This window comes from Variovorax pasteuri, assembly GCF_051216435.1.
GTDB lineage: Bacteria > Pseudomonadota > Gammaproteobacteria > Burkholderiales > Burkholderiaceae_C > Variovorax.
Genome location: NZ_JBPJZS010000008.1, coordinates 271,014 through 285,643, shown reverse-complemented (window position 1 = coordinate 285,643; position 14,630 = coordinate 271,014). Strand labels below are relative to the sequence as shown.

The 14,630-nt window shown below is 67.6% G+C and carries 10 protein-coding genes; 1 reads left to right on the top strand and 9 read right to left on the bottom strand.

Going from position 1 to position 14,630, the window contains the following annotated elements; translation table 11 throughout:
- Nucleotides 1-61: 61 nt before the first annotated feature.
- The 4 genes from ACSFBM_RS26255 to map all read right to left on the bottom strand — a co-directional run bounded on the left by ACSFBM_RS26255 (nucleotide 62) and on the right by map (nucleotide 6,697).
- A complete protein-coding gene (locus tag ACSFBM_RS26255; RefSeq protein WP_435487027.1) occupies nucleotides 62-2,119 on the bottom strand; it encodes a sensor domain-containing diguanylate cyclase in 2,058 nt (685 codons plus the stop codon).
- The gene (locus tag ACSFBM_RS26250; RefSeq protein WP_435487026.1) at nucleotides 2,120-3,154 is read right to left on the bottom strand and encodes a sensor domain-containing diguanylate cyclase; all 1,035 of its coding nucleotides are present in this window, start codon (nucleotides 3,152-3,154) and stop codon (nucleotides 2,120-2,122) included.
- An 89-nt stretch (nucleotides 3,155-3,243) separates the two neighbouring features.
- Nucleotides 3,244-5,850, bottom strand: coding sequence for a [protein-PII] uridylyltransferase (locus tag ACSFBM_RS26245; protein ID WP_435487025.1), 2,607 nt, complete (start codon nucleotides 5,848-5,850; stop codon nucleotides 3,244-3,246).
- Between the two features lie 22 nt (nucleotides 5,851-5,872).
- The gene (gene map / locus ACSFBM_RS26240) at nucleotides 5,873-6,697 is read right to left on the bottom strand and encodes a type I methionyl aminopeptidase (RefSeq protein ID WP_435440316.1); all 825 of its coding nucleotides are present in this window, start codon (nucleotides 6,695-6,697) and stop codon (nucleotides 5,873-5,875) included.
- Between the two features lie 237 nt (nucleotides 6,698-6,934).
- Here map and purL point away from each other — a divergent pair, with 237 nt between their 5' ends.
- Nucleotides 6,935-10,909: a phosphoribosylformylglycinamidine synthase gene (gene purL / locus ACSFBM_RS26235; RefSeq protein WP_435487095.1), complete on the top strand. Its 3,975-nt coding sequence runs from the start codon at nucleotides 6,935-6,937 to the stop codon at nucleotides 10,907-10,909.
- Between the two features lie 87 nt (nucleotides 10,910-10,996).
- Here purL and ACSFBM_RS26230 read toward each other — a convergent pair whose 3' ends face one another.
- The 5 genes from ACSFBM_RS26230 to ACSFBM_RS26210 all read right to left on the bottom strand — a co-directional run bounded on the left by ACSFBM_RS26230 (nucleotide 10,997) and on the right by ACSFBM_RS26210 (nucleotide 14,621).
- Entirely contained in the window at nucleotides 10,997-11,782 is a 786-nt protein-coding gene (locus ACSFBM_RS26230) for a peptidylprolyl isomerase (protein ID WP_435440315.1), read from the bottom strand.
- Nucleotides 11,783-11,918: 136 nt separating this feature from the next.
- Nucleotides 11,919-12,200, bottom strand: a complete 282-nt coding sequence (locus ACSFBM_RS26225; protein ID WP_435487024.1) for a BolA family protein — start codon at nucleotides 12,198-12,200, stop codon at nucleotides 11,919-11,921.
- Nucleotides 12,197-12,736: a septation protein A gene (locus tag ACSFBM_RS26220; protein ID WP_435440313.1), complete on the bottom strand. Its 540-nt coding sequence runs from the start codon at nucleotides 12,734-12,736 to the stop codon at nucleotides 12,197-12,199. Before ACSFBM_RS26220 ends, ACSFBM_RS26225 begins: the two co-directional genes overlap by 4 nt.
- The gene (msrB, locus tag ACSFBM_RS26215; protein WP_435440312.1) at nucleotides 12,733-13,143 is read right to left on the bottom strand and encodes a peptide-methionine (R)-S-oxide reductase MsrB; all 411 of its coding nucleotides are present in this window, start codon (nucleotides 13,141-13,143) and stop codon (nucleotides 12,733-12,735) included. Before msrB ends, ACSFBM_RS26220 begins: the two co-directional genes overlap by 4 nt.
- The gene (locus ACSFBM_RS26210) at nucleotides 13,140-14,621 is read right to left on the bottom strand and encodes a protein adenylyltransferase SelO (protein WP_435487023.1); all 1,482 of its coding nucleotides are present in this window, start codon (nucleotides 14,619-14,621) and stop codon (nucleotides 13,140-13,142) included. The genes msrB and ACSFBM_RS26210 overlap by 4 nt, the downstream gene beginning before the upstream one ends.
- Between the last annotated feature and the right edge of the window lie 9 nt (nucleotides 14,622-14,630).

The following is a 14,630-nucleotide window of genomic DNA, read 5'->3' as shown; positions in this document are numbered from 1 at the left end:
GTCAACGAATGCACAAATCCTACGCCTCCGATACGGCGTTACACCTCTTGCGGATTCGAATTCAGTCGTCGGCGCCTTTTCCGATGCTGTCCTCGATGGGCTGCGCCGCGACGGGCGCGCGCGGCGCGAGGCCCGCGCGCACCACGCCGCGGCCCGCCGCCTTGGCGGCATAGCAGGCGGCATCGGCCGCCGAGATCCAGTCTTCCACCGAATCGATCTCTGCCGACAGACTGGCCACCCCGATGCTGGCGCCGACGTGCAGGCTGCCCGACATCCACGGCAGCGCAATGGCGGAGATCGAGGCCACGATGTCCTCGGCCACGCGCACCGCCGCCTCGTGCGTGCATTGCTCCAGCAGCAGCGCGAACTCGTCGCCGCCGATGCGCGCGGCCAGGTCGTTCGAGCGCACCCGCGACATGATGGCCGCGGCCGCCGCGCGCAGCATGGCGTCGCCCGAGAGGTGGCCGCCGGTGTCGTTCACCTGCTTGAAGTGGTCCAGGTCGATGAACACCATGGCGGCCGGCAGCGACAGCGGCCGCGCATCGATCAGGCGCTGGGCGTGCTGGTCGAAGCGCTGGCGGTTGGCCAGCCCGGTCAGCCCGTCGTGGGCGGCCGACCATTCGAGCGCCTTGCGGGCGCTGCGCTGCTCGTCGATGTTCAGCACCGTCCAGATCGAGCCGAAGTCGGTGTGCTCCGAATCCACCGGCCGGCTGCGCAGCCGGGCCCAGAACCGGGTGCCGTCGCCGCGCTGCATGCGGCATTCGCCCACGTACGAATTGCTGCTGGCAAACGCCTCTTTCTCTAGCGCCGCCAGCGCGGGCTGGTCGTCTTCCGGCGGCACCACGATCAGGTCGACCGGCTGGCCCAGCAGGTCCTGGTCGGCGTAGGCGAGCAGGCGGCACAACTCGTCGCTCACCAGCTCGAAGCGCCGGTCGCGGATGAATGCGATGCCGATGGGCGCCGAGCGCATCACCGAGCGCAGCTTGCTGATCATTTCGCCGTTCAGGCGCTCCAGCTCGGCGCGCTGCACGCCGACGTCGCGCAGCACCTTGCCGAGATGCCCGATCTCGCCGTCGGCCTTGGGCCAGCCGTCTTCCGGGCGCATGGCGCCGTCGAACATGTGCTGTGCGCGCCGCTCCAGCAGCATCAGCGGCTGCAGCAGCCACCACAGGGTCAGGAACATGCCGGCGGACACCACGGCGACCAGGCTGGCCGCCCATGCCATGGCCTGCTGCCGGGCCGCCTTGACCGGGGCGAGCACCTCGGTTTCGGCGCGCGCGCGCCACACCATCCAGTCGGGGCCGGGCACACCGGCCACGCTGGCGATCTGGTGCGGCTGGGCCAGCAAAAGCCCTTGCGACTCGACCGGGCTGCCCGCCGCCTGCCATTCCTTGAAAGCCTGCGCGAGCCGGGGTTCTTCGGTGATCGGCCGCATGAGCCGCCGCCAGTCGGGGTGCGTCAGCATCTTGCCTTGCGCATCGGTGACGACCATCAGCGCGCCGCTGTCGCTTTCCTGGGCGTCGGTCACGCCGGCGAGCAGGTCGCGGCTGGACAGCCGCAGCGTGCCGGCGAGCACGCCGAAGACACCCTTGCGATTGCGCAACGGCTGGGTGAACACGACGATCGGCTCACCGGTGATCGGGCCCACCAGCGGCTCGCCGACGAGCGGGCGTCCTTCGGCCATCGCGCGGCGGAAGTTGAGGCCGTCGCGCACGTTCAGCTCGGGCCGGTAGACCCCCTTTTCGTCGACCATCACGCGCACCTGGCCGTCCGCGCCGGCAACGTAGATGGTGGCGAAGAAGTTCTGCAGCATCGGCTTGTCGCGCATGAAGGCGTTCAGCGCAGCCTGGTCGTCGAGCATGGTCTCGTCGAGCACCTGCGCCACCGACTGCAGCCCGCGCTGCAGTTGGATCACCTTGTGGCCCAGCAGCGCCGCAGTGCGCACCGCCTCGCCGATCTCGCGCTGGCGCTGTGCCTCCAGCAGGTCGTGCTCGGTACGCTGCACCAGCACGGTGGTGATCACGCCGATGCCCAGCACCAGGGCCATGATCCCGCCCATCGTGATGCGCGCCTTGAGCGAACCCAGGGCGTTTTCGAGGCGTACCAGGCGGGTGTTCATTCAGGCGGACGACGCTTCCCTTGCGCCTGTCGCGGCACGGCGGCTGCGCTTGACGGCGTACATGGCGTCGTCGGCCAGCCGCAAGGCCTCTTCGGCGGACGTGGTGCGCGGGTCGACGGCCACCACACCCACGCTGGCACCGCCGTAGTCGAGCATGGTCTGGTTCAGCCGCAGCTCGCCGATCGAGCCTTCGCCCAGGCGGTCAGCGAGCGCCCGGGCGGCGGTGCGCGGCGATTCGTCGTGCGCAGGACCGGCGCCGACCACCACGAACTCGTCGCCGCCGAAGCGCGCGAGCACGTCGCTCGCCCGCAGCGAGGCCGACAGCCGCCCGGCCATGGCGGACAGGAATTCGTCCCCGATGTCGTGGCCGTGCGTGTCGTTGATCTTCTTGAAACCGTCCATGTCGATGAAGCCGACCAGCACGCTGCGGCCCTCGCGCTCGCCGTGGGCGAGCAGGCGGCGCAGCGTGTCGAGCAGGCTGCGGCGGTTGGGCAGCCCGGTGAGCGCGTCGGTCGAGGCGTGGGCGGCCAGCTCGGCGTTGGCCTTCCTGAGCTCGAGGACGAGCATTTCGCGTTCGACCTGCTGGGCGATCAGCTTGGCAAACAGCCGGAGCACGGCCTCCGCATGGGGCGCCAGCGGCCGCGTTGCCCCGCTGGCGGCACACAGGGTGCCGTAAAGGTCGCTGCCGTCGGTCCGGACCGGGGTGCTCACATAGGTCCGGATGCCCAGTTCGCGTGCCGCATCGGAGTCGCCCCAGCGGGTGGCGACGTCGTCGGTGTAGGTGCGGCCTTCTTCGAGGGCGCGCCGGCACAGCGTGTCGGACCAGGGCACGGACATGCCCTCGGGGATCGTCATGGCCCCGGCGTTGCGGGCGAAGAGAACGCGCTGCAGGCCCTTGTCCAGGTCAATGGTCGTGAGGTAGGTCGACTCCAGGCCCGTGACCGCTTCGAGCATTTCGAGCATCGGGCGCGCCAGGTCTTCGAGCGTCTGGGCCGAAGAGACCGAGTCGGAAAGCCGTTCAATCAGAGATTCCATGCCCTGTATTTTGACGGCGATAGCGCAATGGTTAACCTTTGATTGCACTAAAACCCGGGCGACCGTTGCGCCGACCGGATTCGGGGGGCTCAGGACGCCAGGGCTTCCATCAACTCGGTCTCGATGGCGAGCTGCGTTTTCTGGCCCTGCAGTTCCGGGCCGCTGATGAGGAAGGTGTCTTCCACCCGCTCGCCCAGGGTCGTGACCTTGGCCAGCTGCAGGTTCAGGTGGTGGCGCGCCAGCACCCGGGCCACCGAGTACAGCAGGCCGGCCCGGTCGCTGGCCGAGATGTTGAGCAGCCAGCGCTGCGCCTTGTCGTCCGGCAACAGGCTGATGCGCGGCTTGATCGGAAAGCTGCGCACCCGGCGCGACACGCGCCCCATGCTGGGCGCGGGCAGGGCGCCGGCTTCGGTGAGTGTGTGCCCCAGGCCCGACTCGACCATGCTGATCAGGTCGCGGTAGTGGTCGGGCAGGAAGGTGGTGACCACCTGGAAGGTGTCGAGCGCGTAGCCGTTGCTCGTGGTGTGCACCTTGGCGTCCAGGATGCTGAAGGACGACTGGTCGAAGTAGCCGCAGATGCGCGCGAACAGGTCGGGCTGGTCGGGCGTGTAGACCACCACCTGCAGGCCTTCGCCCACCGGCGACAGGTGCGCGCGCACGATGGGCGGCGCCTTCGGGTCGATCGGCACGTTGCGCGGCGGCACGAAGCGCGAGAGCTGCTTGGCGTGCCAGGCGATCTCGGTGGCGTCGTGGCGCATGAAGTAGCCCACGTCCAGCGTGTCCCACAGCGCCTTGTGCGCCTCGAAGCGCTGGGCGTGCAGGGCGAGCTGTACCAGCGCCTCGCGCTTGCGCGACTCGACCTCGGCGTCCGGGTCGGGCATGCGCCCGCCCAGCGCGCGCAGCGTGTAGCGGTACAGGTCTTCGAGCAACTTGCCTTTCCAGGCATTCCACACGCGCGGCGAGGTGCCCCGGATGTCTGCAATGGTCAGAAGGTAGAGCGCGGTCAGGTAGCGCTCGTTGCCCACGCGCTTGGCGAAGGTGCCGATGACCTCGGGGTCGCTCAGGTCCTGCTTCTGCGCGACCTGGCTCATCACCAGGTGCTCGGCCACCAGGAACTCGATGAGCTTTGCGTCCTCGCGGGCGATGCCGTGCTGCTTGCAGAAGCGCTGCACGTCGCGCGCGCCCAGGGTCGAATGGTCGCCGCCGCGGCCCTTGGCGATGTCGTGGAAGAGGGCGGCCACGTAAAGAATCCAGGGCTTGTCCCATCCGGCCGCCAACTGCGAGCAGAACGGGTACTCGTGCGCATGCTCGGCAATGAAGAAGCGGCGCACGTTGCGCAGCACCATCAGGATGTGCTGGTCCACCGTGTACACGTGGAACAGGTCGTGCTGCATCTGGCCCACGATGCTGCGGAACACCCGCAGGTAGCGCCCCAGCACCGAGGTCTGGTTCATCAGCCGGAACGCATGCGTGATGCCGTAGGGCTGCGTCAGGATCCGCATGAAGGTCGCGTGGTTGACCGGGTCGTTGCGGAACTTGCTGTCCATGACGTGGCGCGCGTTGTACAGCGCGCGCAGCGTGCGCGCCGACAGGCCCTGCACGCCGATGGTCTTCTGGTAGAGCAGGAAGGTCTCGAGCACCGCATGCGGCTCGCGCTCGTAGAGGTCGTCGCTGGCAATCTCGATCAGGCCGGCGCGCTCGTAGAAGCGCTCGTTGATCGACGTGTGCTGCTCCGCGCTGGGCTGCAGGCGCTCGGAAATGTTGAGCAGCAGGATCTGGTTGAGCTGCGACACCGCCTTGGCCGCCCAGTAGTAGCGGCGCATCAGCGCCTCGCTCGACTTGCGCTGCGACTCGCCTTCGTAGCCGAAGCTGGCCGCCACGGCGGTCTGCAGGTCGAACACCAGGCGGTCTTCGCGGCGGTTGGCGATCACGTGAAGGCGCGCGCGAATGAGCGAGAGCAGGGCCTCGTTGCGCTTGATCTGCTGCGCCTCGAACGAGGTGGCCAGGCCGTTCTTGGCCAGGTCGTCCCAGCGGCTGCCGAAGCCGGCGGCCTTGGTCATCCAGAGAATGGTCTGCAGGTCGCGCAGGCCGCCCGGCGACTCCTTGCAGTTGGGCTCCAGCGCGTAGGGCGTGTTGTCGAACTTCTGGTGGCGGTGCCGCATTTCCTGCGACTTGGCCACGAAGAAGGCCTGCGGATCGATGGCGCGGGTGAAGCGGCGGCGGAACGCAGTGAACAGCTTCTTGTCGCCTGCGATCAGGCGGGCCTCGAGCAGCGAGGTCTGGACGGTGACGTCCTTTTCGGCCTCTGACAGGCACTCTTCGACGGTGCGCACGCTGGAGCCGATCTCGAGCCCGGCGTCCCAGCAGTGGCCGATGAAGGCCTCGATGCGGGCGGGGTCGATCTCGCTGACATGGCCTTCGGGCGGCAGCAGCAGCAGCACGTCGACATCGGAGTACGGGAACAGCTCGCCGCGTCCGAAGCCGCCCACGGCAACCAGCGTCAGCGATTCACCGAAATCGGCGTCCCGCCACAGGGAGCACAGCGTCTGGTCGGCCAGCGCCGAGAGCTGGCGCAGCACCGTGTGCACGCTGCGCGTGGGCGCGCGCGCAAAGCGCAGGGTGTCGAAGAGGGCGAGCTTCTTCGCGCGATAGGCTTCGCGCAGCGTCGCCACGTCGATCTTGGCTGCTTCGATCACGACCGGGCCGTGCGCTTGCGCGTCAGGTCTTGGTCGAGGTGACGAACGAGGGCAGCGGCGGGCTGCCTTCGGACAGCGTGAGCACCTCGTAGCCGGTCTCTGTGACCAGCACCGTGTGCTCCCACTGGGCCGACAGCGAATGGTCGCGCGTGACGATGGTCCAGCCGTCGTACTGGCCGCCCTTGAAGTCTTCCTTCACGTCGCGCTTGCCGGCGTTGATCATCGGCTCGATGGTGAAGATCATGCCGGGCTTGAGCTCTTCCATGGTGCCCGGGCGGCCGTAATGCAGCACCTGGGGTTCTTCGTGGAAGCGCTGGCCCACGCCGTGGCCGCAGAACTCGCGCACGATCGAGAAGCCCTGGCCTTCGGCGAACTTCTGGATCGCGTGGCCCACGTCGCCCAGGTGCGCGCCGGGGCGCACCTGCAGGATGCCGTGCCACATGGCCTCGAAGGTGATGGAACACAGGCGCTTGGCGGCAATGGAGGTGTCGCCGATCACGTACATGCGGCTGTTGTCGCCGAACCAGCCGTCCTTGATGACGGTCACGTCGACGTTCATGATGTCGCCCTTTTTCAGGGGCTTGTCATTGGGAATGCCGTGGCAGACCACGTGGTTGACCGAGGTGCACAGCGACTTCGGAAAGGGCACGCTGCTGGCGCCCATGTAGCCCACCGTGGCCGAGGTGGTGCCCTGCTTGACCATGTATTCGGCGGCCAGCCGGTCGACATCGTTGGTCGTGATGCCGGGCTTGATCAGGGGCGTGAGGTAGTCGAGTACCTCGGAGGCCAGGCGGCATGCGACCCGCATGGCTTCGATGCCCGCAGCGTCTTTGTAGTGAATGCTCATCCCCGAATTATCCCATCGACCGATGAACCTGCCCCCAACGCGGGGCACTTCGTGTCCCCGTTGCCCCCCGAGGGGCGCGGCCCTCTCAGGGCGGCCCGGCGATGGCCTAAAATGCCGGGTTAACGCGGATGGCCCCAGTCAGCGGCCATCCGCCTCGATTCCTTGATTCCCAACGCGGCCCCCGAGGCCCCATCGACCGTGACGCAGCCCGCACCTCAAGCCCTTCCTGTCGTAACCATGTTCGAGGGCGGCAGCGCGCTCAGCGACTTCCGCGCGCGGCAACTGCTGCCGAAGCTCCAGGCCATCGAGCCGCGCATCGAGGGCATTTCGGCCCGTTTCGTGCATCTGGTGGTCACCGACGCCGCGCTGGATGCGGCCGGCCGCGAGCGCTTTGCCGCGCTGCTGACCTACGGCGAACCCTTCGAGGCGCCGGCCAAGGCAGGCACTTCGGTGGTGGTCACGCCCCGCCTGGGCACCGTGTCGCCCTGGGCTTCCAAGGCCACCGACATCGCCCACAACTGCGGCCTGGCGCTGCGCCGGGTCGAACGCGTCACGCAATACCACCTGAAGCTCAAGTCGCCGTTGATCGGCAAGGCCCCCGTGCTCGAAGGCGACGCCCTGGCGGCCGTCTCCGGTCCGCTGCACGACCGCATGACCGAATCGGTGCTGGCCACCGTGGAGCAGGCGGCCAGCCTGTTCAGCGAGCTGCCGGCCCAGCCGATGGCGCAGGTCGACGTGCTCGCCGGCGGGCGCACGGCGCTGGTCGCGGCCAACACCGGCTTCGGCCTGGCGCTGGCCGAGGACGAAATCGACTACTTGGTCGACGCCTTCACCCGCCTGGGCCGCAACCCCAGCGACGTCGAACTGATGATGTTCGCGCAGGCCAACAGCGAGCACTGCCGCCACAAGATCTTCAACGCCCAGTTCACCATCGACGGCAAGCCGCAGCCGCAAAGCCTGTTCTCGATGATCCGCCACACCGAGAAGCAGAACCCGCAGCACACGGTCATTGCCTACGCCGACAACGCCTCGGTGATGGAAGGCGGCACCATCGAGCGCTTCGTTCCGGCCTCGGGGTCGCAGAGCTACGGCAAGGAAAGCGCGCTGACCCACGTGCTCATGAAGGTCGAGACGCACAACCACCCGACCGCCATTTCCCCGTTTCCGGGCGCCTCGACCGGCGCGGGCGGCGAAATTCGCGACGAAGGCGCCACCGGCCGCGGCTCCAAGCCCAAGGCTGGGCTGACCGGCTTCACCGTGTCCAAGCTCTGGCCCGAAGATGGCCACTACGGCAAGCCCGAGCACATCGCCAGCCCGCTGCAGATCATGACCGAGGGCCCGCTGGGCGGCGCCGCGTTCAACAACGAATTCGGCCGTCCCAACTTGCTGGGCTACTTCCGCGAGTACGAGCAGACGGTGGCGAGCGACCTCGACACCGTGCAGCGCGGCTATCACAAGCCCATCATGATCGCGGGCGGACTCGGCAGCATCGACGCCACTCAGACCAAGAAGATACTGTTCCCGGCCGGCTCTCTGCTGATCCAGCTCGGCGGCCCCGGCATGCGCATCGGCATGGGCGGCAGCGCCGCCAGCTCGATGGCCACCGGCGCCAACGCGGCCGAGCTCGACTTCGACTCGGTGCAGCGCGGCAACCCCGAGATCGAGCGCCGTGCGCAGGAGGTCATCAACCACTGCTGGCAGCAGGGCGCCGCCAACCCCATCCTGGCGATCCACGACGTGGGCGCGGGCGGCCTGAGCAATGCCTTCCCCGAGCTGACCAACGACGCCGGCCGCGGCGCGCGCTTCGACCTGCGCGCCGTTCCGCTCGAAGAGTCGGGCATGGCGCCCAAGGAAATCTGGTGCAACGAGAGCCAGGAGCGCTATGTGCTGGCCATCGCGCCGGAGTCGCTCGAGCAGTTCAAGGCATTCTGCGAGCGCGAGCGCTGCCCGTTCTCGGTGGTCGGCGTGGCAACCGAAGAGCGCCAGCTGCTGGTGGCCGACGAAGGCGCGAAGGTGCAGCCGGTCGACATGCCCATGGACGTGCTGCTCGGCAAGCCGCCCAAGATGCACCGCGACGTCAAGGCCGTGACCCGCAGCTTCAAGCCGCTGGACCTCACCGGCGTCGACCTGCAGAAGGCCGCCATCGACGTGCTCGCGCACCCGACCGTGGCGTCCAAGCGCTTCCTGATCACCATCGGCGACCGCACCGTGGGCGGCATGAGCCACCGCGACCAGATGGTCGGCCCCTGGCAGGTGCCCGTGGCCGACTGCGCCGTGACGCTGGCCGACTACAAGGGCTTTGCCGGCGAAGCCATGAGCATGGGCGAGCGCACGCCGCTGGCCGCGCTCGACGCGCCGGCCTCGGGCCGCATGGCGGTGGCCGAGGCCATCACCAACCTGCTGGCCGCGCCCATCGAACTCTCGCGCGTCAAGCTGTCGGCCAACTGGATGGCTGCCTGCGGCGAACCCGGCGAAGACGCCGCGCTGTACGAAACCGTCAAGGCCGTGGGCCTGGAACTGTGCCCGGCGCTGGGCGTGTCGATTCCGGTCGGCAAGGATTCGCTGTCGATGCGCACGCAGTGGAAAGAGGGCGACGAGGCCAGGAAGGTCACGTCCCCCGTGAGCCTGATCGTCACCGCCTTCGCCTCGCTGGCCGACGTGCGCGGCACGCTCACGCCGCAGCTCGACGCCGAAGAGGCCGACACCACGCTCGTGCTGATCGACCTCGGCCAGGGCAAGCACCGCATGGCCGGCAGCATCCTGGCGCAAACGCTCAACCAGAGCGGCGACACCGTGCCTGACCTGGACGACCCCGCGCAACTGGTCGCGCTGGTGAACGCCGTGAACGCGCTGCGCGCCGACGGCAAGATCCTCGCCATGCACGACCGCAGCGACGGCGGCCTGTTCGCCACCGCTTGCGAAATGGCCTTTGCCGGCCACGTCGGCGTGGCGCTGAACGTCGACATGCTGGTCACCGAAGGCGACGGCATTTCCGACAGCCGCATGGAAACCGGCGACGCCAAGAACTGGGCGCAGCAGGTCAGCGCGCGGCGCGAGGAGCTCACGCTGAAGGCGCTGTTCAACGAAGAGCTGGGCATGGTGCTGCAGGTGCGCACCGCCGAGCGCAACGACGTGATGCAGCTGCTGCGCGCCCACGGCCTCAGCGCCCACAGCCACTTCGTCGGCAAGACCCGCCCGGTCAGCTCCACCATGGATGCCGGCAAGGGCAAGCTCGAAGTGTGGCGCGACGCCAAGCCGGTGTTCAGCGCGAGCCTGCACGACCTGCACCAAGTGTGGGACTCGGTCAGCTGGAAGATCGCGCGCGAGCGCGACAACCCGGCCTGCGCCGATGCCGAGCACGCCGCTGCAGGCGTGCCGAACGACCCGGGCATGCACGTCTTCCTGCCGAACGCGCCGGTGTCGCCTGCCGCCCCCGCCATCCTCCAGTCGCGCCCCAAGGTCGCCATCCTGCGCGAGCAGGGCGTCAACTCGCACGTCGAGATGGCCTACGCCTTCACCGAGGCCGGCTTCCAGGCCTTCGACGTCCACATGACCGACCTGCAGACGGGCAGGGCGGACCTGGCCAATTTCAAGGGCGTGGTCGCCTGCGGCGGCTTCAGCTACGGCGACACGCTGGGCGCCGGCATCGGCTGGGCCCGCAGCATCACCTTCAACCCCAAGCTGGCCGAACAGTTCAAGACCTTCTTCGGCCGTGAAGACACCTTCGGCCTGGGCGTGTGCAACGGCTGCCAGATGTTCGCCGAGCTGGCCGACATCATTCCGGGCGCGCAAGCCTGGCCGCGTTTCACCACCAACCAGAGCGAGCGCTTCGAGGCTCGCCTGTCGATGGTCGAGGTGCTCGAGTCGCCCAGCATCTTCTTCGCGGGCATGGCAGGCAGCCGCCTGCCGATCGCGGTGGCGCACGGCGAGGGCTACGCCAACTTCAAGCACCGCGGCGACGCCGCCAAGGCCATCGCGGCGATGCGCTTCGTGGACAACCATGGCCAGCCGACCGAGCAGTACCCGTTCAACCCGAACGGCAGCACGGGCGGCCTCACGTCGGTGACCACGCCGGACGGCCGCTTCACCGCGGTGATGCCGCACCCGGAGCGCGTGTTCCGCAACATCCAGATGAGCTGGACGCCGGGCGACCGCGGCGAGCTGAGCCCGTGGATGCAGATCTGGCGCAATGCGCGCAAGTGGGTGGGCTGAGCCACCCGAACGAAGGCTGCTGCGGCAGCCCCCATGAAAAAAACGGCCCGCGGGCCGTTTTTTCATGGGGAAGAAGAAAGCCGAGGCTTACTCGACCTTCGCCTTCGCGCGCAGGTCTTCCTGGTACTTCTGCAGGCGCTGCTGTTGCAGCTGCTGCGTGATCTGCGGCTTCACTTCTTCCAGCTTCGGCAGTTGTGCCTGGCGGATGTCGTCCACGCGGATGATGTGATAGCCGAACTGGGTCTTGATGGGCGCCGGGGTGGTCTCGCCCTTCTTGAGCTTGATCATGGCTTCCGAGAACTCGGGCACGAAGCTGGCGGGGTTGGCCCAGTCGAGGTCGCCGCCGTTGGCGCCCGAACCCGGGTCCTTGCTCTGCTTCTTGGCGATGTCTTCGAACTTGGCGCCCTTCTTCAGGTCGGCCATGATCTTCTTGGCCTGGTCCTCGGTTTCCACCAGGATGTGGCGCGCCTTGTATTCCTTGCCGCCGTTGGCCGCCACGAACTTGTCGTACTCGGCCTTCACGTCGGCGTCCGACACGGGGTTGGTCTTGCGGTAGTTCTCGAACAGCGCGCGGATCAGGATGGCCTGGCGTGCAAGTTCGAGCTGGTTCTTGTAGTCCTCGTTGGCGTCGAGGCCCTGCTTCTGCGCTTCCTGCATGAACACTTCGCGCGCCACGATTTCCTCGCGCAGCTGGCTCTGCATTTCAGGCGTCACCGGGCGGCCTGCGGCTGCCAGTTGCTGCGCCAGAACGTCCATGCGGGCCTTGGGCACCGGCTTGCCGTTCACGATGGCTGCGTTCTGCGCCAGAGCCGACATGGACGTGGCACCGAGCAGCACTGCGGCCGCGACGGCCTGCAAGATTTGTTTTTTCATGGAATGAATATCGAGCTGGGAAGGAAATGCGCGTGTAGGAAAACGCGCGTGAAAGAAAGCGGAGAGGGACGGAAGAGCGGCAAAGAAGGGGAGCCCGGAATCACGGCACATCCGGTGTGCGTTTCCGTGGAAAGACTCAGAGCACCTCGATGGCGATGGCGTGCAGACCCTGTGCGATAAAAACCTGGAGGGCATCATACACAAGCCGATGCCGCGCCACGCGGGGCTTTCCGTCGAACGCCGGGGAGGCGATGCGCACCCGGAAATGCGTGCCGAAGCCCTCCGCATTGGCACCCGAATGGCCCGCGTGCGCGGCGCTTTCGTCTATCACCTCGAGCTGCGTCGGCGCCAGTGCGTCGCGCAGCGCGGCTTCGAGGGCTGCCACCGTCGGCAGGGGGATGGTCATGCTGGTCGTCATGCGGTGGGCTTGTCTTCTTTCAGGTGGGGCGCGATGTACAGGCCCTGCGCCACCAGGAAGACGATGGGAAACGCATAGCCCCAGAGCTTGAAGTTGACCCAGGCCTCGGTCGTGAAGTACGCCGCCACGTAGCCGTTGATGAGCGCCATGAACAGGCAGTAGCCGATCCACGCCACGTTGAGCCGGCCCCAGACGCGCTCGGGCAACTCCAGCTGCTGGCCCAGCAGCATCTTCAGGAAGTTCTTCTTCAGCGCCCAGAGCGCCACCGCCAGCGCGATGGCCATCGCACCGTACAGCACCGTCGGCTTCCACTTGATGAAGCGGTCGTCGTGCAGCACCAGCGTGAGCGTGCCGAACAGCAGGATCAGCACCAGCGTGGCCTTCTGCATGGCCTGCAGCTTGCGCTCCATGGCGTAGATGATGGCCATCTGCGCCACGGTGGCGGCCATCAGCACGCCGGTGGCGGTGTAGATGTCGCCCAGCTTGTAGGCGACGAAGAACAGCAGGATCGGGAAGAAGTCGAGGAGCAGTTTCATTTTTTCTGGAAGTCGAGCGAAGCCGAGTTCATGCAGTAGCGCAGGCCGGTTTCCGTGGGTCCGTCGGGGAACACGTGGCCCAGGTGGGCGCCGCAGTTGGCGCAGACGTTCTCGGTGCGCACCATGCCGTGCGAGCGGTCGACGATGTTCCGGATGGCGCCGGGCACGGCTTCTTCGGAGAAGCTGGGCCAGCCGCAGCCCGCGTCGAACTTGGTGGCCGACTCGAACAGCTTGGCACCGCAGCACACGCAGTGGTAGGTGCCGTCGTCCCAGTGCGCTTCGTATTTGCCGGTGAAGGGGCGTTCGGTGGCGGCGTGGCGCGTCACCTCGAAGGCGGCCGGCTCGGCCCCTTTTTCAGCGAGCAGGGCTTTCCATTCGGCATCGGTCTTTTCAACGGGAGCGGTCATGAGGAGCAGCTGATTTCAATCGTGGAGGCCCAGTCGGGCGGGAAGCCGGCATAGGCGTCGGCGCCGGCATGTTCTTCAAAGGGGGTTTCCAGCAGGGTCAGCAAGGTTGCCACACCCGAGTGGTCCTTTTGCTGACTTGCTTCGATGGCTTGCTGACCCAGGTGGTTCCGCAGCACGAACTTGGGGTTCGACTTGAGCATCGAATCGGCCGCTTGCGCGCGCCCAGTGGTCGTGTGGTGCTCTGAAAACGATAGCATCCACGCGTCGAAGCCCTCGCGGTCCAGGAACAGGTCGCGCACCGGTTCGACGTTGCCGTCGGCCATGTGGTCGGACAGCCGGCGCCAGAAGATCGTGTAGTCGACCTTGCCCGCGGCCAGCAGCTTGAGCACGCCCTCGATGAGCGCGCGGTCGCCTTCGGCCGCATCGGCCAGGCCCAGCTTGGCGCGCATGCGGCCTTCGAATTCGGTGGGAAACACCGTCTTGTAAGACTCCAGCGCGGCCACGGCCACCTCCTGCTCGCCGATCAGCGGCAGCAGCGCCTGCGCCAGGCAGAACAGGTTCCAGTACGCCACGTTGGGCTGCTGGTTGAAGGCGTAGCGCCCGCTGGTGTCGCTGTGGTTGCAGATGTGGCGCGGGTCGAAGCCGTCGAGGAACTGGAACGGGCCGTAGTCGATGGTGAGCCCGAGGATGCTCATGTTGTCGGTGTTCATCACCCCGTGGCAGAAGCCCACGGCCTGCCATTGCGCGAGCAGTGCGGCGGTGCGTTCGCTCACGGCTTCCAGGAACGCGGCGTAGGCGTTGCCGCCGAAGCGTTCGGTGGTGCGGCATGCGGGGTAGTAGCGGTCGATGACATAGTCGACCAGCGCGCGCAACTCGTCTTCTCGCTGGTTGGCCGCAAAGTGCTCGAAATGGCCGAAGCGGATGAAACTGGGCGCCACGCGCGCGACGACCGCCGCGCTTTCGAGCTCTTCGCGCCGCACGCGCGCGTCCGACCCGGTCACGCACAGCGCGCGCGTGGTCGGAATGCCGAGGCCGTGCATGGCCTCGCTGCAGAGGAATTCGCGGATGCTGGAACGCAGCACGGCGCGGCCGTCGCCGCCGCGCGAGTAGGGCGTGCGGCCCGCGCCCTTGAGCTGCAGTTCGAGGCCGGCTTCGGTCTCGCCGATCATGATGGCGCGGCCGTCGCCCAGCTGGCCGGCCCACACGCCGAACTGGTGGCCGCTGTAGACGGTGGAGAAAGGGCGGGTGCCGGCGATGGGCAGGCTGCCGGTCAGGGCCGACAGGGTGCTGGCCGATGAGTGCCAGTCGGCCGGCAGACCCAGATCGCGCGCCACGGCGTCGCTGCGGCACACCCAGTACGGATCGGGCAGGGGCGTGGGCCGCAGTTCGGTGAAAAACGCGGGGCCCAGGGTCGAAAAGCCGGGTTTCCAGCGCAGTCCCAGGTCCGCGACCTCGGTGTCTTCAGCAAGCAAGCTCATGCCCGGATT